The organism is Xanthobacter sp. 126, assembly GCF_000526175.1.
Taxonomy (GTDB): domain Bacteria; phylum Pseudomonadota; class Alphaproteobacteria; order Rhizobiales; family Xanthobacteraceae; genus Xanthobacter; species Xanthobacter aminoxidans.
Map to the genome: position 1 here is coordinate 169,888 of NZ_JAFO01000001.1, position 19,660 is coordinate 189,547.

Consider the following 19,660-nt stretch of genomic DNA (forward strand, 5'->3'; position numbering starts at 1 on the left):
GCCGGACCCTATCATAGGGAAAGGCTCAATCCACCGGCGGCGGCACCGGGTGGGTCCAGGTGCCGTCGCGCGGCGCCGGGCCAGTGGGGCCGGGCTTGGCGGTGTCGGCGCCCTCGGGCTGGGGCGTGCCGTAGCGGGCGCGCAGATCGGCGGCGCGGCCGCGATTGGCGGCGATGAGGCAAAGCGAGCGCTGCTCGAAATTGCCGATGCCGCGCGGCCCCTCAAACGGCGCGACGCCCTGGCAGTCAAGATTGCGGAACAGGAGGAAGCGCGACTGCGCCTCGTCGAGCTGGGTCTTCCAGCGGGCGCGCTGGGTGCCCTGCAGGTCGGTGCGCGCCTCGATGACGGTGAAGGCGTTGGCCAGCTCCGCTTCCAGCGCCTGCTCGGAGGTGCGGGTCACGTCATAGAGGCAGCGATTGTACTGCCCCCCGGACACCTTCTCGCGCGGGCAGGCGACGACCACCTTCCAGCGCTCCGGCGTTGCCGCATCGCTGCCGGCCGCGCGGGGCGGCAGGGTCCGCGCCTGTGACGAGCCCAACGCCAGGTCCGCATCGGCGGGAACGGCCGGCTCCGGCGTGGGCTCCGGCAGAGCGGGGGCGACCATGGGGGCAGGACCGTCCGGCGGCGGGCGCGTCAGCACCAGCAGCACGGGCGAGAAGGCCAGCAGCACGAGGGCGAGGGCGAGAAACGCCCGCCGGCCCGTCCACCGCCGCGCCGCCCCCACGCCTCAGGCCACCTTGCGGTTGGCGGAGAGGAAATCGCCCATGCGGCCGAGCGCGGCGGTGATGTTTTCCCGCGAGGTGGCATAGGAGAGGCGCAGGTAGCCCTCGCCATGGACGCCGAAATCCGGCCCGCCGATCACCGCCACGCCCGCGTCCTCCAGCAGGGCCGACGCCAGCTTCTTGGCCGAGGTCCAGCCGGTGCCGGTGATGTTGGGGAAGGCGTAGAAGGCGCCCTTGGGCGTCGCGCAGGTGACACCGGGCAGCGCGTTCAGCCCCTCCACCACCATGCGGCGGCGGGCGTCGAACTCGGCGGTCATGGCGAACACCGCATCCTGCGGGCCTTCGAGCGCGGCGATACCGGCATACTGTGTCGCGGCGTTGACGCAGGACCAGCAGTTTACCGCCAGCTTGCGCACCTGGTCGTAGAGGCTTTTCGGCCAGATGGAATAGCCGAGGCGCCAGCCGGTCATGGCATAGGTCTTCGACCAGCCGTTGAGCAGGATCAGCCGGTCGCGGATCTCGGGATAGGCGAGGAGCGTGCGGTGCTCCTCCCCGTCGAACAGGAAGCGGTCGTAGATCTCGTCCGACATGAGCGCGACGTGGGGATGGGCGGCGAGGCCCTTCACCAATTTGTCGATCTCGGCGGCGGGGGTGACGCCACCGGTGGGGTTGGCGGGCGAATTGATGATGAGGAGCCGCGTGCGCGGTGTGATGAGGGCAAGCGTCTCCTCGGCCGAGAAGGCGAAGTCGTTCTCCTCGCGGATCGGCACCGGGATGGGCGTCGCGCCGGTGTGCTCGATCATGGAGCGATAGATGGGAAAGCCGGGGTCGGGATAGAGGATCTCCGCGCCGGGCTCGCCGAACAGGCGGATGGCCGCATACATGGTCACCTTGCCGCCGGGCACGATCATCACGAGGTTCGGGTCCACCTCGACGCCGTAGCGGCGGTTGAGATCGCCGGCCACCGCCTCGCGCAGCGGCAGGATGCCGACCGAGGGGGTATAGCCGTGCTGGCCGTCGCGCAGCGCCTTCACCGCCGCCTCGACGATGTGGGCCGGCGTCTGGAAGTCGGGCTGGCCGATGCCGAGGTTGAGGATGGAGCGCCCCTCCGCCTGGAGCGCCGTGGCGCGGGCGAGGACGGCGAAGGCGTTCTCCTCGCCGATGCGGTCGAAGGCGGGATTGGTGGTGAGCATGGCCGGCAGCTCCTCGGGGCGCGCGGCGTCTCGTGCGCCGCTTTCAAAAAGGACGCCTTGGATAGCACCGAAGGTGCGGGGTGGGGAGTGGGGGAAAACCTGCTGCAGCGCGCAAAGCGTGGCCGTGGTCAGCATGTTACGAGGGGGCCGAGTGCCGAATCGCGAGGAGCCCCCATGCCCGCATCGACCGCCCGCCCGCCATTCGAGGATACCGAGATCGCCATCGTCGGTCTCTCGGTGGCCCACACGCTCAAGCGCCTCGGCATCTCCGTGCGCTGCTTCGATGCGGGTGCGGCGGGCGGTGCCCAGTCGGCCGGCGGCTCGCGCATCATGCGCGCGGCCTATAACGATCGGCGCATGCTCTGGCTCGCCCGCAAGGCCAGCACCGGCTGGGCGCGCTGGGAGGAGGTGGCCGGCCGCCCCCTCATCGAGCGCACCGGCTCCTTCCTCATCGTGTCCGAGGCCGAGGCGGAGCTGAAGCGCCTCGCCGGGCTCGATTTGAAGGTCCGCTTCGTCTCCGCCGCCGAGCAGGAGGAGCTTCTGCCGGTGCATCGGCCCTGGGCGAAGCCGGTGATCCTGGAGGAGGAGGCCGGCACCATCCGTGCCCGCGACAGCATCGACTGGCTCGCCTCCACGCTCGGTGATGCGCTCCACGAGCACACGCCGGTGCTGGGCCTCACCCAGCGCGCCGGGCATGTGCTGGTTTCCACCCGCAGCGCCATCTGGCGCGCGCGGCGCGTGCTGGTGGCGGCGGGAATGCAGACGCCCGTGCTCTCCGGCGCCATGGGCGTGAAGGTGCCGCAGGTCTACAGCGTGCACCAGCGCCTGCTCTTCCCCATCACCGGCGATCTCGCGGCGCGGCCCATGGTCTCCTTCCGCGACAAGAGCGACCACCGCCACGGCGTGCTCTACACCTACGGCCTGCCGGCGCTGCATGACGGCCTGTTCGCCGTGGGGCTGGAGCCCAGCGACGCCGACCGCAGCGGCGGTGGCCATCCCGACCAGGTGATCGAGCACACGCTGGCGCTGGCGGCCGAAACGCTGCCCGGCCTCGACACCGCGCGCTTCACCATCGAGAGCTGCGTCTCCACCTCGCTGGAGCATCCCGACGACGGCGCGCCGTGGGAATCCGAGCGCCTCGAGGTGGTCAGGCGCGGCGCGGTGGACTTCTTCGCTGGCGGCCACCTCTTCAAGTTCGCCCCGGCTTTGGGCGAGATGCTCGCCGGCATGGTGCTGGGCGAGGACGTGCCGGCTATGCTGCGCCCGGAGTGAGGCTTCTCACCAATAAAATCCCCCGAAGGAAACCCCATGCAACTGCCCGAGAACCCGTTCAAGCGCGCGCTCCATGCCGGCACCCAGCAGATCGGGCTGTGGTGCGCCGTGCCCTCCAATTATGTCTCGGAGATCCTCGCCGGCGCGGGCTTCGACTGGCTGGTGCTGGACACCGAGCACGCGCCCAACGAGCTGCCCAACGTCTTTAACCAGCTCCAGTCCATGGTGGGCTACGGCACCCAGCCGGTGGTGCGGGTGCCGTGGAACGATGCGGTGACGCTGAAGCGCTTCCTGGACATCGGTACCCAGAGCTTCCTCATCCCCATGGTGCAGGACGCCGAGGAGGCGCGCGCGGCGGTGGCGGCGACGCGCTATCCGCCGGACGGCATCCGCGGCTATGCCGTGGCCTCCCGCGCCACCCGCTTCGGCCGCGTCAGTGATTACTTCACCCGCTATGCCGACGAGATGTGCGTGCTGGTGCAGGTGGAGACCATGGAAGCGCTGGAGAAGGTGGAGGAGATCGCCGCCGTGCCGGGCGTGGACGGCATCTTCATCGGCCCCGGCGACCTCTCCGCCTCCATGGGCCTCCTGCACCAGCCCACCCATCCCCGGGTGGTGGAGGCCATCGAGGACGGGCTCAAGCGCATCACCGCCGCCGGCAATCGCGGCGGCGTGCTGGTGGTGGGCGATGAGGCGCTCGCCCGCCGCTACATGGCGGCCGGATCGGTGTTCACCGCCGTGGGCGTGGATGCGGCCCTGTTCGCCCGCAGCGCCGATGCGCTGGCGAAGCAATACAAAGTCTGACGGCCTTTACTCGCGCAGCATCCGGCGGATGACCTTGCCGGTGGTGGTGAGTGGCAGCTCGTCCACGAACTGGATCTCGCGGGGATATTCGTAGGCCGCGAGGCGCGTGCGCACGAAGTCGCGAATCTCCGCCTCCAGCTCCGGCGTGGGCTCCACGCCGGGCATGGGCACGATGACCGCCTTGACGATCTCCGTGCGCAGCGGGTCCTTCTTGCCCACGGCGGCGGCCATGGCGACGGCGGGGTGCTTCAGCAGCACGTCCTCAATCTCCGCCGGGCCGATGCGGTAGCCGGCCGAGGTGATGACGTCGTCGTCGCGGCCGAGGAAGTGGAAATAGCCCTCCTCGTCCCGCGTCGCGAGATCGCCGGTGAGCAGCCAGCCGTCCTTCACCTTGTCGGCGGTGGCCTCGGGGCGGTTCCAGTAATTCAGGAACATCACCGGGTCGGGCGTGCGCACGGCGATCTGGCCCATCTGGCCCGGCGGCAGGATGCGCCCGTCCTCGCCCAGCACCGCCACCTCATGGCCGGGTACCGCCTTGCCGGTGGCGCCGGCCTTGGCCACGCCCAGCGCGGCCGAGGAGCCGATGACGTAGTTGCATTCGGTCTGGCCGTAGAATTCGTTCACCGGCACGCCGAGGGCCTCCCGGCCCCAGTCGAACGTCTCGGCGCCCAAAGCCTCGCCGGCCGAGCCCACCGTGCGCAGCGCGAAGCCGAATTTTTCGCGCGGGTTCTGCACCTGCCGCATCATGCGCAGCGCGGTGGGCGGGATGAAGACGTTGCGCACTTCGGCGCGCTTCATCAAGGCGAAGGCGGCTTCGGGATCGAACTTGCCGCGCGGCTGCGCCACCACAGGCACGCCCAGCGCCAGCGCCGGCAGCACAGTATTCAGGAGCCCGCCGGCCCAGGCCCAGTCGGAGGGCGTCCACATGCGGTCGCCCGCCTGCCCGATGCCCTCATGGGTGAAGGTGACACCGCTCACATGGGCGAACAGCACCCGGTGGCCGTGCAGCGCGCCCTTGGGCTGGCCGGTGGTGCCGGAGGTGTAGATCATCAGCGCCGGATCGTCCGGGCCGGAGGCGATGGGAAGCGGCCGGTCGGAGGCCGCCTCCACCAGCGCGGAGAAGCCGACGGCGCCGTCGCGCGCGCCGTCCACATTGACCACGAGATCGAGCGCCTCGGGCCGCGCAAGCAGCTTGGCGAGGCCGGCATCGTCGGTGACGAGGGCGCGGGCGCCGGAATCCAGCAGGCGGTAGGCAATGGCATCCACGCCGAACGCGCCGGCCAGCGGCACCGCGATGGCGCCCATCTTGTAGACCGCGAGATGGGTGACGAGCACGTCCAGCGACTGGGGGAGCAGAATGGCCACCCGGTCGCCGGGCCGGATGCCGGAGGCGACGAGCGCATGGGCCAGACGGTTGGAGAGCCGCGCCAGCGCGCCGTAGGAGACCGGGGAGAAGCCGTCGCCCGAGGGCAGGAAGAGCGCGGGACGGTCCGGATGCTGCGCCGCGATCGCGTCGCAGGCGTGCACCGCCATATTGTAGCGCTCCGGCACCATCCAGAGGAAAGCGCGGCGCCGGCGCTCATAGGCGCTGGAACGCTCGTATTCGCTGGAAACTGCGCCTGATCCCGATGCGCCCGTGCTGTGCGCCAGCATCCCGACCCGTGCCTTTCCGCCCCGCCCTTTTGTTGCGGTGCACGCTACAGGCTCGCGCGGCCGAGGTCCACCCGGCCGTTAGCCGGGGCAACTCGCAGCGGATTCGGGGAGGCTCAGGGACCGGCGGCCGGACGGCTCAGCGCCGTACGCCTTCTTCCTGCATGAGGGCTTCGGTGGCCGCGATGGCCCCTTCCAGCTCGGAAATCTTGCGCAGCATACCATCGGAGGGAAGGGTGGAGCCCTTGGCTGCGGTGAGGACCAGCTCGCGCTGGGCCGCCTTGAGGCGATCGAGAAGGCTTGCGAGGTCAGCCTCGGCCTGTTGCGCCATGGTGGTATTGAACTCCGGCATCGCTCCCAGGCTGCGCCTGCGGAACGGAAACTGCAAAAACGGAAACGGCGCCGCGCTTGCGCCCGGCACCGCTGGTTGCATTGCTCTTCACCGCCGCCCGGAAGAACCGGCCGGCGGCAAAGGGATCTGCGAGATCAGTCGGCGAGCTCAATGCCGCGGGCTTCGGGACCCTTGGGGCCCTGACCCACCTGCACCACCACGCGCTGGCCCTCGGCGAGGTCGCTGAGGCCAGAACGGGAGATGACGGTGACGTGCACGAACACGTCCTTGCCGCCGCCCTCAACCGCGATGAAGCCGAAGCCCTTCTCGGGGTTGTACCATTTCACGGTGCCCACGCGCTCCTCGGTGGGGCCGGTCGCGGCACGGGGGCCACCACCCGCGCGGGGGGCGCCGCCGAAGCCGCCGCCACCGCCACCGCCACCGCCGAAACCACCGCCGCCGGCACGGTCGCCGAAGCTGCGGCGGGCCGGAGCGGCTTCCGCGGTCGAGGTATCGACTTCGAGCACTTCAGTGACCTGACGGCCCTTCTGGCCCTGGCCGACGCGCACCGACAGCTTGGAGCCGGGGGGCACGCTTTCCTGGCCGGCGGCCTCGAGGGCGCGGGCGTGCAGGAACACGTCACCCGAACCGTCGGACAGCTCGACGAAGCCGAAACCCTTCTCAGGGTTGAACCACTTCACCGTGGCGTCGATGGTCGGGCCGGAGGGGGCGGGGGCGCTGAAGCTGCTGCTGGGCGAGGAAAAAGGACGATCCCCTCCGAAGCCGCGGTCACGCGGCGGCGCAAAGTCGTCATCAAAGCCACGGCGGCGCGGCTCTCGGAAGTCTCGGTTACGGCTCATGTGTATTTCCGTTGAGGTCAGTCGCCAATTTTGGCTTAGGGCCATCCACCACTGCCGGACAATGATGCGTTTCTTCGTGCCACACTTTAACTTGCACGCTTCGGGCGTATTAAATTCCGCCTTCGCACAACGCCTGTTCCAGCCACCCGCGTCTCGCCTCGCAGCCTATATGACAGGTCGGAAAACATGCCCACGCACTCGGGCGCACGGCTCCGACCAACATCCAGACTAACACATCTCTCCCGCTTTGGTACATGAATGTTGGGCGACGGCGCGGCGAGATTGTTGCGCAGCATCTCGCGCGGGGGTCCCGTCCGGCCGAACCCGCCCGTTCGGCAGGTGATGGGCGGGTCCGGCGGCGACGCGAAGACTTCTAGTTTGATTGTACCTCGTTCTATTTTGCGGCGGTGCATCTATTCATGGGTACTCAAGTGGGCGCCCCATTGGCCGTTCCCGCGCCTGCCCTTCAGGAGGCCGCCATGGCCGAAGCCGCCGAATCCCGATCCCCCGGCCGTGAGGCCGCATCGCCCCCGCACGGCCATGGCGCGGCGGTGGCCTACCAGACGCCGCTGGCGGATGTGCCGGTCTTCCCCGGGACGCTGGATATGCTGGAGACACGCCGCTCCCTGCCGCTGCGGGCGCTGCTGGACCCCGGCCCGACGCCGCAGGAGCTGGACCGCATGCTCGCCATCGCCGCGCGGGTGCCGGACCATGGCCGGCTGGTGCCGTGGCGCTTCATCGTCATCGAGGGGGAGGCGCGCGAAGCGGCCGGGGCGCGGCTCGATGCGCTCTATGCCGCGCAGAATCCGGGCCTCGCGCCGGAGAAGGCGCGCATGTGGCGGGACTATCTGATGCGGGCGCCGGTGACCGTGGTGGTGGTGAGCCGGGCGGACCCGGCCGCCAAGATCCCCGAGCTGAACCAGATTCTCTCCGCCGGGGCGGCCGCGATGAATCTGGTGGTGGCGGCGACGGCGCTGGGCTTTTCCGCGCTGTGGCTGCTGAAATGGCCGGGGCGTGACCCTGCGGCGGCGGCGCTGCTGGGGGTCGGGGCGGGGGAGAAGGTGGCCGGCTTCATCCATATCGGCCGGCCAGCGACGCGCCCGGACGACCGCCCGCGCCCGGCGCTCCCAGACGTGGTGACGCGCTGGCAGCCGTGAGGCGGCTCAGCTCAGCGACATCTCCACCGCATGGGCGCGGCGGAAGTACTTCACCGAGATATAGAGGGCGGCGAGGCTGAACAGCGCCATCAGGGCGTATTCGCCGATGTCGCCGAGGTGCATCAGGCCGGCCAGGGCCCAGCCGGCGGCGATGGCGGTGGCAATGGCCTGGGTGGCAACCAACGTCGTGGCGCTCACCACGGTGAACAGGCTGCCGCCCCCCGTCTTGCCCAAACCCGCCATTCCAGTCTCCCGATACCGTCCGGCGCGATCACGCCAAACCGCGCGGCGGGCGTCGGACGCTGGAGTCTTTCGCCGGCCGCTGCTCTATAAGGGGCGGAAACTGCGCTGGGCGCGGCGCCGGGTCAAGTCCGCCGATCCCGTCCGCACGCCTGTCCTCCCTCCCGTCCTGCCCCCGAGGAGCCTCATGCTGGCCGCTGAAGAGTATGAAAGCACCCACGCCGCCCGCGGCATCGTTGCCGCGCCCCATCACCTGGCCGCCGCGGCGGGGCAGGAGGTGCTGGCCGAGGGCGGCAACGCCGTCGAGGCCATGATCGCGGCGGCGGCGGCCATCGCCGTGGTCTATCCGCACATGAACCATGTGGGCGGCGACGGCTTCTGGCTCATCCGCGAGCCGTCCGGGCGGGTGCGCTATATAGAGGCGTGCGGCTTCGCCGGCAGCCTCGCCACCATCGCCCGCTACCACGACCTCGGCTTCGAGACGATTCCCACCCGCGGCCCGAACGCCGCCGTCACCGTGCCCGGCGCGGTGGGCGGCTGGGCGCTGGCGCTGGATGCGGCGCGCGGCCATGGCGGGCGGATGACCCTGCGCCGGCTGCTGGAGCCGGCCATCCGCTTCGCCCGCGAGGGCGTGCCGGTGACCCGCTCCCAGACGCGGCTCACCCGCGAGAAGCGGGCGGAACTGGAGAATGCCCCGGGCTTCGCCGAGGTGTTCCTGCCCGGCGGCGAAGTGCCGGAGGAGGGATCGCTGCAGCGCCAGCCGCGCCTCGCCGACACGCTGGACCACCTCGCCGCCGCCGGCCTCGCCGATTTCTATCGCGGTGACGTGGGCCGCGAGATGGCGTCGGACCTGGAGCGCATCGGCAGCCCCGTCACCCGCGCCGATCTTGAACGCTATAGCGCCCGCGAGCGCCCGCCGCTGGAGATGAAGATCGGTCGCGCCCGCCTGTTCAACGCCCCGCCGCCGACGCAAGGCCTCGCCTCCCTCCTCATCCTCGGCCTGTTCGACCAGCTGAAGGTGGCGCGGGCGGAGACGTTCGAGCACATCCATGGGCTGGTGGAAGCCACCAAGCGCGCGTTTCTGGTACGCCAGCAGGTGGTGTGCGATCCCGAGCACCTGACGCACGATCCCGCCGCCTTCCTCGATCCCAAGGCGCTGGCGCAGCGGGCAGCGAAGATCGACATGGGGCGGGCGCTGGCCTGGCCGCACGAGGCGAAGCCCGGCGATACCATCTGGATGGGCACGGCCGACGCCTCGGGGCTGGCGGTGTCCTACATCCAGTCCATCTATTTCGAGTTCGGCTCGGGCTGCGTGCTGCCGTCCACCGGCGTGCTGATGCAGAACCGCGGTTGCAGCTTCGTGCTCGACCTGAAGGCGCTCAACCCCTTGCTGCCGGGCCGTCGCCCCTTCCACACCCTCAACCCCGCCCTCGCCGAACTCGCCGACGGGCGCATCCTCGCCTACGGCACCATGGGTGGAGAGGGGCAGCCGCAGACGCAGGCGGCGGTGTTCACCCGCCACGCGCTGTTCGGCGTGCCGCTGGGCGAGGCCATCGCCCGGCCGCGCTGGCTCTTGGGCCGCACCTGGGGCGACCAGGAGACCAATCTGAAGCTCGAATCCCGCTTCGACGGCAATCTCGTGGATCGCCTCCTGTCGGTGGGGCACGAGCTGGTGGTGCTGCCGGAAGCTTACTCCGACACCATGGGCCATGCCGGCGGGGTGGTGATCCACCCCAGCGGACAGCTCGAAGGCGCCCACGATCCGCGCGCGGATGGCGGGGCGGCGGGCGTCTGACGGCTTGAGCTTGACGCCCGGCGCGGCGCGCGCCGACCATGCCGCCAACACCAACACGGGGGGGCGGCGCCAATGACCGGGCAGGGCGTGATCGGACGGCGGTCTGTCATAAAGGGCATGGCCGGGCTCGGCCTCGCGGCGCTGGCCGCCGGCCCTGCCCGTGCGGCGGGGGAGCAGTCATACACCGGCGAGCCGCCCACCCACGGCCCCGTCCAGCTCACCTCCGAGCGGGTGCTGGGGCAGAGCGCCATCCCCGTCTACCGCTACCGGGTGGTGAAGGTGCATCCGCACGACACCTCCTCCTATACGGAGGGTTTCGTGCTGGAGGGCGGCACCATCTATGAAGGCACCGGCCTCTACGGCCGCTCGCGGCTGATCGCGTGGGATCTCAAGAGCGGGCAGGTGCTGCGCGAGCGGGCGCTGGACCCCAACGTCTTCGGCGAAGGCGTGACGGTGATGGGCGAGCGCATCTACCAGCTCACCTATCTGGACAACCACGCCTACGTCTACGACCGCAAGACGTTCGAGCGGATCGGCGCCTTCCGCTACACCGAGCAGGGGTGGGGGATGACCCATAACGGCACCCACCTCATCACCAGCAACGGCTCGTCCTCCATCGTCTTCCGCGATCCCGCCACCTTCGAGCGGGTGCGCACCATCTTCGTCTCCGATGCAGTGGCGCCGCTGGGCTTCCTCAACGAGCTGGAATATGCGGACGGCAAGCTCTACGCCAATGTCTGGCAGAGCCATTTCATCGCCATCATCGATCCGGCGGACGGCAAGATGCTCGGCTGGATCGACCTGTCGGGCCTCAATCCCGATCCGGCGAAGCTGGTCTATCCCTATGTGCTGAATGGCATCGCCTTCGATCCCGCCACCGGCCACCTGCTGGTCACGGGCAAGTGCTGGCCCCATGTGTGGGAAATCGCGCTGGAACCGCGCTGAGGCCGGGCCAAGCTGGCCCCGACATCAAGCTGGCCCTGACATCAACTTGGCCCCGACATGAATCCGGCTGCCGTCCGGGGAAGACGACAGCCGGGGAGCTTCGGCCGCGCCGGCGGGGGAGCCCCGCCGCGCCGCACGGGTCACAGCCCGACGCAGATCGCGCCGCTGCTGGGTCTTGGCGTCAAGTTGACCTCCTTGCTCGGTGCCGCGCGCGCAGCCCGGCCTCCGCGCCCGCAGGTGCAGACGCGCCGGACCCCGGCGGGGCTTTCTTGATCTTGTTTGGGATGTTGCCGATCGCGGACGTGAGGGAGCATGAAACGTCTCCATGCCGGCGCCCCCGCCTGCTCAGCGCTGCCATCATAGCGTGCCGGAAGGCCGCGTACACCCCGGCGGGGCTGCCGCGCGAAAACTTGATCCGGCCGCCGCGGCGCTCCCGCCCGGGCAAAAAAGAACCCGGCTTGACGCCGGGTGCGTCATCCAAAAAAGAACCCGGCTTGACGCCGGGTTCCTGTCGCTCGCCGTGTAAAACTGGACCCAGAACGCCAGATGCTGGACGCTCAGGCGGCCTCTTCGGCTTCCATGTCCTGGTCGATGTCGGCTTCCTCGGCCACCTTGGCGGCGCCGCGGCGCGGACCCTTGAGGAGGTTCTGCTCGATGAGCTTCACCGCCTCGGTCTCGGTGATGTTCTGCACGGCCGACAGCTCGCGGGCCATGCGGTCAAGGGCGGCCTCGTAGAGCTGGCGCTCGGAATAGGACTGCTCGGGCTGGGCCTCGGAGCGGTAGAGGTCGCGCACCACCTCGGAGATGGCGACGAGGTCGCCGGAATTGATCTTCGCTTCGTATTCCTGCGCGCGGCGGCTCCACATGGTGCGCTTGACGCGGGCGCGGCCCTGCAGGGTCTCGAGCGACTTCTCGACGATGTTGGTCTCGGAAAGCTTGCGCATGCCGACGCTGGCGATCTTGGCGAGGGGCACCCGCAGCGTCATCTTGTCCTTTTCAAACGAGATCACGAAGAGTTCGAGCTTGAAACCGGCGACTTCCTGTTCCTCGATGGCCATGATACGGCCAACACCATGGGACGGGTAAACAATGTGCTCGCCCGTCTTGAAGCCGAGACGGGCCTGCGCGTTCTTCTTTGCCGACATGCTCTTGACACTCCTGATCCGGCCCTGGAAAACCGGGGCCGAACCTGTTGGTGCGCCGGCCGGCCGGTCCGGTCCCGGCAACGGCGCGCACCTTCAGCTGCGGATATGGGTCGCGGCCGGAACGCCCGCCACCCCGCTCTGCCAGACGATACACAGACAGCCTTTGCGCCGCGCCGCAGGAAGACGGCCGGCACCTATTCTCGCCCCTTTGTTCCCGAGAATGCGCCCTGGAATATGCGCGAACACATTGCGGACGCGATGTGGCTGGATGTGGAAGCAATCGACTGTAAAGTCACGTATATCACATTTTTTGTCGGAATCAAAGCGCGTGTGTCGCCAACCTTACCTTGGCCGGCGGCAGGCGGCGACTTGGGGCACGACTGGAGGTCTGCTGGGCGCCGACTTGCGAGGCGTTGTGCGGCGCCGCTTTGCGCAGCGTCGTGACAGGGTCATATAAGCATTTCTTTATATCCTTATTGCCCGTCCGGACCCGCCATGCTAAAGGGCGCGGCATGACCGGCGGCCCGGACCGTGCCGCCCCGAGCCGATCTCAAGCGGAGCGATCCATGAGCAACGATTACGTGGTGAAGGACATCAACCTCGCGGACTGGGGCCGCAAGGAACTGGACATCGCCGAGATCGAGATGCCCGGCCTCATGGCCACCCGCGCCGAATACGGTGCCTCGCAGCCGCTCAAGGGCGCCCGCATCGCCGGCTCGCTGCACATGACCATCCAGACCGGCGTGCTCATCGAGACGCTGAAGGCGCTCGGCGCCGACGTGCGCTGGGCCTCGTGCAACATCTACTCCACCCAGGACCACGCCGCCGCCGCCATCGCCGCCGCCGGCATCCCCGTCTTCGCCATCAAGGGCGAGACGCTGGAGGAATACTGGGAGTACACCCACCGCATCTTCGAATGGGCGGACGGCGGTACCCCCAACATGATCCTCGACGATGGCGGCGACGCGACGCTGCTCGTCCACCTCGGCAAGCGCGCGGAAGAGGGCGACACCGCCTTCCTCGACGGCGCCACCAACGAGGAGGAGGAAGTCCTCTTCGCCGCCATCAAGCGCCGCCTGAAGCACAAGCACGGGTGGTACTCGCAGCTCGCCAAGAACATCCAGGGCGTGACGGAGGAGACCACCACGGGCGTGCATCGCCTCTACGAGATGCAGAAGAAGGGCACGCTGCTGTGGCCCGCCATCAACGTGAACGACAGCGTCACCAAGTCGAAGTTCGACAATCTCTACGGCTGCCGTGAATCGCTGGTGGACGGCATCCGCCGGGGCACCGACGTGATGATGGCCGGCAAGGTGGCCATGGTCGCGGGCTTCGGCGACGTGGGCAAGGGCTCGGCCGCCTCGCTGCGCAATGCCGGCTGCCGCGTGATGGTCTCCGAGGTGGATCCCATCTGCGCCCTGCAGGCGGCGATGGAAGGCTATGAAGTCACCACCATGGAGGATGCCGCCAAGCGCGCCGACATCTTCGTGACCGCCACCGGCAATCTGGACGTGATCACCGTGGACCACATGCGGGCCATGAAGGACCGCGCCATCGTCTGCAACATCGGCCACTTCGACAGCGAGATCCAGGTCGCCGGCCTCAAGAACCTGAAGTGGCACAATGTGAAGCCGCAGGTGGACGAGGTCGAGTTCGCCGACGGCAAGCGCATCATCCTCCTGTCCGAGGGGCGCCTCGTGAACCTCGGCAACGCCACCGGCCATCCGAGCTTCGTGATGTCGGCGTCGTTCACCAACCAGACGCTGGCGCAGATCGAGCTGTTCACCAAGCCCGGTCAGTACGACAAGAAGGTCTACACCCTGCCGAAGTCGCTGGACGAGAAGGTGGCGGCGCTGCACCTCGACAAGATCGGCGTGAAGCTCACCAAGCTCACCGACCAGCAGTCGGCCTATATCGGCGTGGCGCAGAAGGGCCCGTTCAAGCCCGAGCACTACCGCTACTGAGCGCGACGGAGCGCGGCGCGCCGCGTCTGTCCTGATGTTCGCGAACGCCGGCCCTCGGGCCGGCGTTCTGCGTTTGGACCCCGCGCGCGGGGTCCGTGTGGCACCGCATTGTGTTCACCTGCGAACGGGGATAGGTGTTGGGAACCCGCAACGCGCGGGAAGCCGGTTCCGCGATCGCCATGCGGCGGGGTGTCGGAACGGATCGATCCGGGGCATGCCGCGCTCCGGGGCGAAGGCTTCCGGCGCCGAGCGGGGGCGGGTTCGGGCCTCGGGACGACCGGGGCGGAGACCTGCAGCGGGGCATGTGCGGGGGCTGGTTGCGGGGGCTTGGCCTTGGACGGTTACGTGCGACGCTCGCGAGGCGCCTTCCTGCGCGATGCATCCGGTTGCGATGCGCATTCTCCCGCCGGCCGGAGCGCCGGTCGCGGTTCGTCACGCTCACCCCTGACGTTCGCGCCCGGCTGAGAGGCAGCCGCCCTTCATGTCCACGAGCTTTTCCCGCGACCGTTCGCGCACCCTGCCGTTCGCTGCGGAGATCGGCGCCCTCGGCGTCGTCTTCGGCGACATCGGCACCAGCCCCCTCTACGCCCTCAAGCAGGGCGTGCTGGCGGTGGGCGGCACCAATTTCATCGGCGCCGACGTGCTCGGCCTGCTCTCCCTCATCACCTGGAGCATCATCCTCTCCGTCACGGTGAAATACGTGATGCTGGTGCTGCGGGCGGACAATGACGGCGAAGGCGGCATCCTCGCCCTTGTGACGCTGCTCGATCTCCATCGCAGCGCCATCGGCCTCAGATGGTACCTGCTAGCAGCCGGCCTCCTCGGCGCCGCCATGCTCATCGGCGACGGCGTGCTCACGCCGGCCATGTCGGTGCTCTCCGCCATCGAGGGCCTGCAGGTCATCGCGCCGGAGCTGGAGCATTGGGTGGTGGCGCTCACCTGCCTCGTGCTCGCGGCCATCTTCTTCTCCCAGCGCCTCGGCACCGAGCGCATCGCCTCCTTCTTCGGCCCGGTGATGCTGCTGTGGTTCGGCTCGCTGGCGGCGCTCGGCATCTACGGCATCCTCCAGGCGCCGCAGGTGATCGCGGGCCTCGATCCGCGCCACGGCATCATGCTGATGGTCCAGCACCCGGGCCTTGCCGGCGTCATCCTCGGCGCCTGCTTCCTGGCGGTGACCGGCGGCGAGGCGCTTTATGCGGACCTCGGGCATTTTGGCCGGCCGGTGATCGCGCGGGCCTGGCTGTTCGTGGCCATGCCGGCGCTGCTGCTCAACTATTTCGGGCAGGGCGCCATCCTGCTGGTGGACCCGAGCGCGGTCCGCAATCCCTTCTACGACCTCTGCCCCGACATGTTCGACATTCCGCTGCTGTTCCTCGCGACGGCGGCGACGGTGATCGCCTCGCAATCCATCATCACCGGCGTGTTCTCGCTTGCGAAGCAGGCCATCGAGCTGGGCTATCTGCCGCCCATGCGCATCCGCTACACCTCCGAGCACAACGAGCAGCACATCTATGTGGGCCGGCTGAACTGGCTGCTGATGATCGCCTGCATCGCCGTGGTGCTGGGCTTCGAGGCGTCCGACCGGCTGGCGTCGGCCTACGGCATCGCGGTGGCGTTCGCCATGGTGACGACCTCCATCCTGTTCATCGCCCAAGTGAAGCGGGCGTGGGGCTGGCCCTCCTTCGCGGTGTGGGCGATGGCGGCGGGCCTGCTGACGGTGGACTTCGCCTTCGCCTCCGCCAACATGACCAAGATCCACGACGGCGGCTGGCTGCCGCTCTCCATCGCGGCGGTCATCATCTTCGTGATGGTCAGCTGGCGCCGCGGCCTCGAGGCGGTGGTGGCCCAGCAGGTGCGCTTTACCGAGCCGCTGGACAATTTCGTCGCCCGCAAGGACCGGGTGAACGATGTGGAGGCGCCGCGCACTGCCATCTTTCTGTCTCGTGCAGGTGCGATGACGCCCGTGGCGCTTTCCCGTATGGCAGACCTGCTGAAGGTCCGGTTCGAGAAGGCGGTTATCGTCTCGGTCTGGATCGCCGCCCGCCCCAGGGTGTCGGTGGAAGACCGGGTCAAGGTGACCACCCTCAATGAGGGGTTCGTGCGGGTCGATCTGCGCTTCGGCTACATGCAGCAGATCGACGTGCCGTCTGTGCTGGGTCCGGCGCTGAGCGCGCGGGGTATCGATCCGGACGCGGCGATCTACGTGATCGGCCACGAGCGGATCATCCCGCCTGACGAGGTCATCAAGCTGAGGGACGTGGTCGCCCACGTCTTCGCGTTCCTCGCGCGCAATGCCGAGCGTTCGGTGGACCGGTTCGGCCTGCCGCGCGCCCGGACGGTGGAGATCGGCTATCCGGTGAAGCTCTGAGCATCCGCTCCGGCACCGGCGGCCAGTCCGATCCCAGCCTCAGGCAGGGCTTACAGTGTATCACGAACCGCAAGACGGCCTGGCTTCGAACGATGCTCCGCAAAAAAAGGCTCCCCATAGGGCAGGGGAGCAAACTACAACAGGGGCGTCCGAGGTCGTCGCGGGCGGGGGGAACGGTGACGATATGGGTACGCGCACTCTGGCGGTGAGAGTATCGACGTTCTTCAAGGAGCGGGTGGGTCTGCACGGCCTCGGCTTCATCCTGAGCCTGATCGTGATCGCCTTCGCGGCGACCGTGCTCTACCGGATTCTGCACAACCTCAAGTGGTCGGATGTGCTCGACGCCCTGCGCGAGAAGAACCCGCGCGACGTCGCCATCGCCTTCTTCCTGGTGGCCGGTGCCTATCTGACGCTCACCTTCTATGACTGGTTCGCCCTGCGCACCATCGGCAAGGACCACGTGCCCTATCGCATCGCGGCGCTGTGCGGCTTCTGCTCCTATTCGGTGGGGCACAATGTGGGCTTCACCGTCTTCACCGGCGGCTCGGTGCGCTACCGCATCTATTCGGCCTGGGGGCTCGGCGCCATCGACGTGGCGAAGATCTGCTTCGTGGCCGGCCTCACCTTCTGGCTCGGCAACATCGCCGTGCTCGGCCTCGGCATCACGCTGCACCCCGAGGCGGCCACCGCCGTGGACCAGCTGCCGCCCTTCATCAACCGGCTCATCGGCGTCGCGGCCCTGAGCGCGCTGGTGGCCTACATCACCTGGGTGTCGCTGGCGCCGCGCACGATCGGCCGCTCCACCTGGTTCGTCACGCTGCCGCGCGGCCGCACCACGCTGCTGCAGGTGGGCATCGGCATCCTCGACCTCAGCCTGTGCGCCGCCGCCATGTACATGCTGATGCCGGCGTCGCCCTATATCGACCCCATCAGCCTGTCGGTCATCTTCGTCACCGCCACCCTGCTGGGCTTCGCCAGCCACGCGCCGGGCGGGCTCGGGGTGTTCGATGCGGCGCTCCTCGTCGCCCTGCCGCAGTTCGACAAGGCGGAGCTTCTGGGCGCGCTGCTGGTGTTCCGGCTGTTCTATTACATCGTGCCCTTCGCCTTCGCCCTGACCCTGCTCGGCGCCCGCGAGCTGAGCCTGCGCATCGCCGGCAAGGAGCAGGCGGCGGCCGAGAAGGCCGAGGCCAAGACCCGCGCGGCGGCGTCCAAAACGCCGGCAGAATAAGACCCCGGCGGAATAAGGCTTCCGCGCGGAATAAGGTTTCCTCGGAACACGGCTCCGGCGCGACGCCGGCGGACCGGGAAACGCCGGAGTGCCTGTTGCGGCAGGTCGCCGGGCACGGCGGCATGACCGCCCACCCCTTCGAATGAGCCTTGGGGCGAAGCCATGACCGACGACCAGAAGGCCGTTGCCCGCGCCTGTCTTGCCGCCGCGGAGGGCGACACCATGATCTTCCCGAAGATCGTGGGCGCGCTCATCGCCGCCGGCTTCGAGAGCTATGCGGTGGACCTGCGCCGCGCCACCGCGACCTATTATCTGCCCGACGGCGACAGCCTGGAGCTGCCGGCCCACCGTGTCGCGACGGCCATCGCGCCCGCCTTCGACACCGCTCGCCTCAAGGCCGCGATCCGCGAGGCGCAGCAGCAGGTGCCGGGCTACACCTATCGCGGCTTCTGCGAGACGGCGGCGGCGGCCGGCTGCGCCGGCTACATCGTCTCCTTCCCCGGCCGCCGCGCCCTCTATTTCGGCCGGACCGCGGAGACACATGTGGAGCTGTTTCCGGGCACTTGAGGGGCGTCCTCCGGATCGGGTCCTTCTTCCTCCCTTGCACCGCCGCAGCCGTCATGGCACAGGCGAAAGGAGCCCGAGCCCCAAGCCCCGCCCCGAGCCCCAAGCCCCGAGCCCCAGGACCCAGAGGCATGTTCCGCACCCTCTCCGACTTCATCTCCGACATCACCGGAGGCCACCGCGAGGCCGCCGCCTTCGACGAGACCGACTATCGCCTCGCCGCCGCGGCGCTGCTGGTGCATGTCATGTCCATCGATGGGGCGGTGACGCCGGAAGAGCGGGCGGTGCTCAAGACCATCCTCGCCGGCCGCTTCGCCCTCGACGAGGCCGAGACCGAGCAGCTGGTGGAACTGGCCATCGCCAAGGACGCCGAGGCGGTGGACCTCTACGCCTTCACCAGCGTGCTCAACCGGGCGCTGGACGAGGAAGGGCGCCTGCGCATCGTCGAGATGATGTTCGAGGTGGCCTATGCGGACGGCGGCCTCTCCGAGTTCGAGGACAATCTCGTCTGGCGCGCCGCCGAGCTTCTGAACGTCGGCTCCCGCGACCGCATCCGCATCCGCCGCGAGGTGCGCGAGGAGACCGAAGGCGGCGACACGCCGGCCTGAGGGGGCGCGTCGTGGCCACCGCACCGGAAGACGACCCGCCCACCCTGCTGGTGGTGCTCCATCAGGAGCGCTCCACGCCCGGCCGCGTGGGCGAGCGCCTGAAGGCGCGCGGGTTCGCGCTGGACGTGCGCCGTCCGGCGCTGGGCGATCCCCTGCCGGACACCTTCGCGAACCACGCCGGCCTCCTCGTCTTCGGCGGCCCCATGAGCGCCAATGACGACAGCGACTTCATCCGCGCCGAGACCCGGCTGATGGAGCGGGCGCTGGCCGCGGACCTCCCCACCCTCGGCATCTGCCTCGGCGCGCAGATCCTCGCCCGCGCGCTGGGCGGACAGGTGGCGCCCCACGCCGAGGGCATCTGCGAGATGGGCTATTACCCGCTCCGCGCCACAGCGGCCGGCGCCGCGCTGATGCCGTGGCCTGGCCATGTCTATCACTGGCACACCGAGGGCTTCGACGTGCCCGCCGGTGCCGAGCTGCTCGCCACCGGCACCGTCTTCCCCAACCAGGCCTTCCGGGCGGGGGCCGCTTATGGCGTCCAGTTCCATCCCGAGGTGACGCGGGAGATGATGGTGACCTGGATCGAGCGCGGCGCCCACCGCTTCAGCCGGAAGGGCGCCCAGCCGGGGGAGGCCCATCTCGCCGGATGGGCGCTCCACGACGGCGCGGTGGTGAGCTGGCTCGATGCCTTCCTCGCCACCATCTTCGCCACGGAGGAAGAGGACGGGCGCGCGATCGCGCTCGACGAGGATGGTGGTATCTGAGGGGGTGTTCGGGACTGACGGTGCCTTATGGCACCGATACCCCACCTGAA

The 19,660-nt window shown here is 69.1% G+C and carries 18 protein-coding genes; 11 read left to right on the forward strand and 7 right to left on the reverse strand.

All coding sequences use genetic code 11. The features are described from left to right. Positions 1-25: 25 nt before the first annotated feature. Both XAN126_RS26730 and XAN126_RS0100760 read right to left on the reverse strand, forming a co-directional pair. On the reverse strand, positions 26-724 hold the full coding sequence (locus XAN126_RS26730; RefSeq protein WP_024276689.1) for a lysozyme inhibitor LprI family protein: 699 nt from the start codon (positions 722-724) through the stop codon (positions 26-28). Positions 725-727: 3 nt separating this feature from the next. Continuing rightward, positions 728-1,915 (reverse strand): pyridoxal phosphate-dependent aminotransferase, encoded by a 1,188-nt coding sequence (locus tag XAN126_RS0100760; RefSeq protein WP_024276690.1) that lies wholly within the window; start codon positions 1,913-1,915, stop codon positions 728-730. A 174-nt stretch (positions 1,916-2,089) separates the two neighbouring features. Here XAN126_RS0100760 and XAN126_RS0100765 point away from each other — a divergent pair, with 174 nt between their 5' ends. Continuing rightward, the gene (locus tag XAN126_RS0100765; RefSeq protein ID WP_024276691.1) at positions 2,090-3,187 is read left to right on the forward strand and encodes an FAD-dependent oxidoreductase; all 1,098 of its coding nucleotides are present in this window, start codon (positions 2,090-2,092) and stop codon (positions 3,185-3,187) included. Positions 3,188-3,223: 36 nt separating this feature from the next. Next, entirely contained in the window at positions 3,224-3,991 is a 768-nt protein-coding gene (locus XAN126_RS0100770) for an aldolase/citrate lyase family protein (protein ID WP_024276692.1), read from the forward strand. A gap of 6 nt (positions 3,992-3,997) precedes the next feature. On the opposite strand, the gene XAN126_RS0100775 is transcribed toward XAN126_RS0100770, so the two are convergent. The 3 genes from XAN126_RS0100775 to XAN126_RS29215 form a co-directional block, all read right to left on the reverse strand. Next, positions 3,998-5,644, reverse strand: coding sequence for an AMP-binding protein (locus tag XAN126_RS0100775; protein WP_024276693.1), 1,647 nt, complete (start codon positions 5,642-5,644; stop codon positions 3,998-4,000). 136 nt (positions 5,645-5,780) lie between these two features. Next, on the reverse strand, positions 5,781-6,074 hold the full coding sequence (locus tag XAN126_RS0100780; protein ID WP_245272188.1) for a hypothetical protein: 294 nt from the start codon (positions 6,072-6,074) through the stop codon (positions 5,781-5,783). A gap of 53 nt (positions 6,075-6,127) precedes the next feature. Further along, positions 6,128-6,832 (reverse strand): cold-shock protein, encoded by a 705-nt coding sequence (locus XAN126_RS29215; protein WP_029876537.1) that lies wholly within the window; start codon positions 6,830-6,832, stop codon positions 6,128-6,130. A 605-nt stretch (positions 6,833-7,437) separates the two neighbouring features. Between XAN126_RS29215 and XAN126_RS0100790 the strand changes: the two genes are divergently transcribed. After that, complete coding sequence (locus tag XAN126_RS0100790) at positions 7,438-7,989, forward strand: nitroreductase (protein WP_029876538.1); 552 nt, start codon at positions 7,438-7,440, stop codon at positions 7,987-7,989. A 6-nt stretch (positions 7,990-7,995) separates the two neighbouring features. Here XAN126_RS0100790 and XAN126_RS0100795 read toward each other — a convergent pair whose 3' ends face one another. Further along, entirely contained in the window at positions 7,996-8,232 is a 237-nt protein-coding gene (locus XAN126_RS0100795; RefSeq protein WP_024276696.1) for a hypothetical protein, read from the reverse strand. A 184-nt stretch (positions 8,233-8,416) separates the two neighbouring features. Between XAN126_RS0100795 and XAN126_RS0100800 the strand changes: the two genes are divergently transcribed. Both XAN126_RS0100800 and XAN126_RS0100805 read left to right on the forward strand, forming a co-directional pair. Further along, positions 8,417-10,024, forward strand: coding sequence for a gamma-glutamyltransferase (locus XAN126_RS0100800; RefSeq protein WP_024276697.1), 1,608 nt, complete (start codon positions 8,417-8,419; stop codon positions 10,022-10,024). A 72-nt stretch (positions 10,025-10,096) separates the two neighbouring features. Next, on the forward strand, positions 10,097-10,969 hold the full coding sequence (locus XAN126_RS0100805) for a glutaminyl-peptide cyclotransferase (protein WP_024276698.1): 873 nt from the start codon (positions 10,097-10,099) through the stop codon (positions 10,967-10,969). Between the two features lie 557 nt (positions 10,970-11,526). Here XAN126_RS0100805 and XAN126_RS0100810 read toward each other — a convergent pair. Then, complete coding sequence (locus tag XAN126_RS0100810) at positions 11,527-12,114, reverse strand: CarD family transcriptional regulator (protein ID WP_024276699.1); 588 nt, start codon at positions 12,112-12,114, stop codon at positions 11,527-11,529. 566 nt (positions 12,115-12,680) lie between these two features. On the opposite strand from XAN126_RS0100810, the gene ahcY reads away from it, so the two are divergent. From ahcY to XAN126_RS0100840, 6 genes are all read left to right on the forward strand, one after another. Continuing rightward, entirely contained in the window at positions 12,681-14,078 is a 1,398-nt protein-coding gene (ahcY, locus tag XAN126_RS0100815; protein WP_024276700.1) for an adenosylhomocysteinase, read from the forward strand. 481 nt (positions 14,079-14,559) lie between these two features. Further along, positions 14,560-16,446, forward strand: a complete 1,887-nt coding sequence (locus XAN126_RS0100820; protein WP_024276701.1) for a KUP/HAK/KT family potassium transporter — start codon at positions 14,560-14,562, stop codon at positions 16,444-16,446. A 184-nt stretch (positions 16,447-16,630) separates the two neighbouring features. Next, positions 16,631-17,674 (forward strand): lysylphosphatidylglycerol synthase domain-containing protein, encoded by a 1,044-nt coding sequence (locus XAN126_RS0100825; protein WP_029876540.1) that lies wholly within the window; start codon positions 16,631-16,633, stop codon positions 17,672-17,674. Positions 17,675-17,836: 162 nt separating this feature from the next. Continuing rightward, a complete protein-coding gene (locus XAN126_RS0100830; RefSeq protein ID WP_024276702.1) occupies positions 17,837-18,241 on the forward strand; it encodes a DUF1398 family protein in 405 nt (134 codons plus the stop codon). 128 nt (positions 18,242-18,369) lie between these two features. After that, entirely contained in the window at positions 18,370-18,846 is a 477-nt protein-coding gene (locus tag XAN126_RS0100835) for a TerB family tellurite resistance protein (protein ID WP_024276703.1), read from the forward strand. Between the two features lie 11 nt (positions 18,847-18,857). Then, a complete protein-coding gene (locus tag XAN126_RS0100840; RefSeq protein WP_024276704.1) occupies positions 18,858-19,610 on the forward strand; it encodes a glutamine amidotransferase in 753 nt (250 codons plus the stop codon). Positions 19,611-19,660 lie beyond the last annotated feature (50 nt).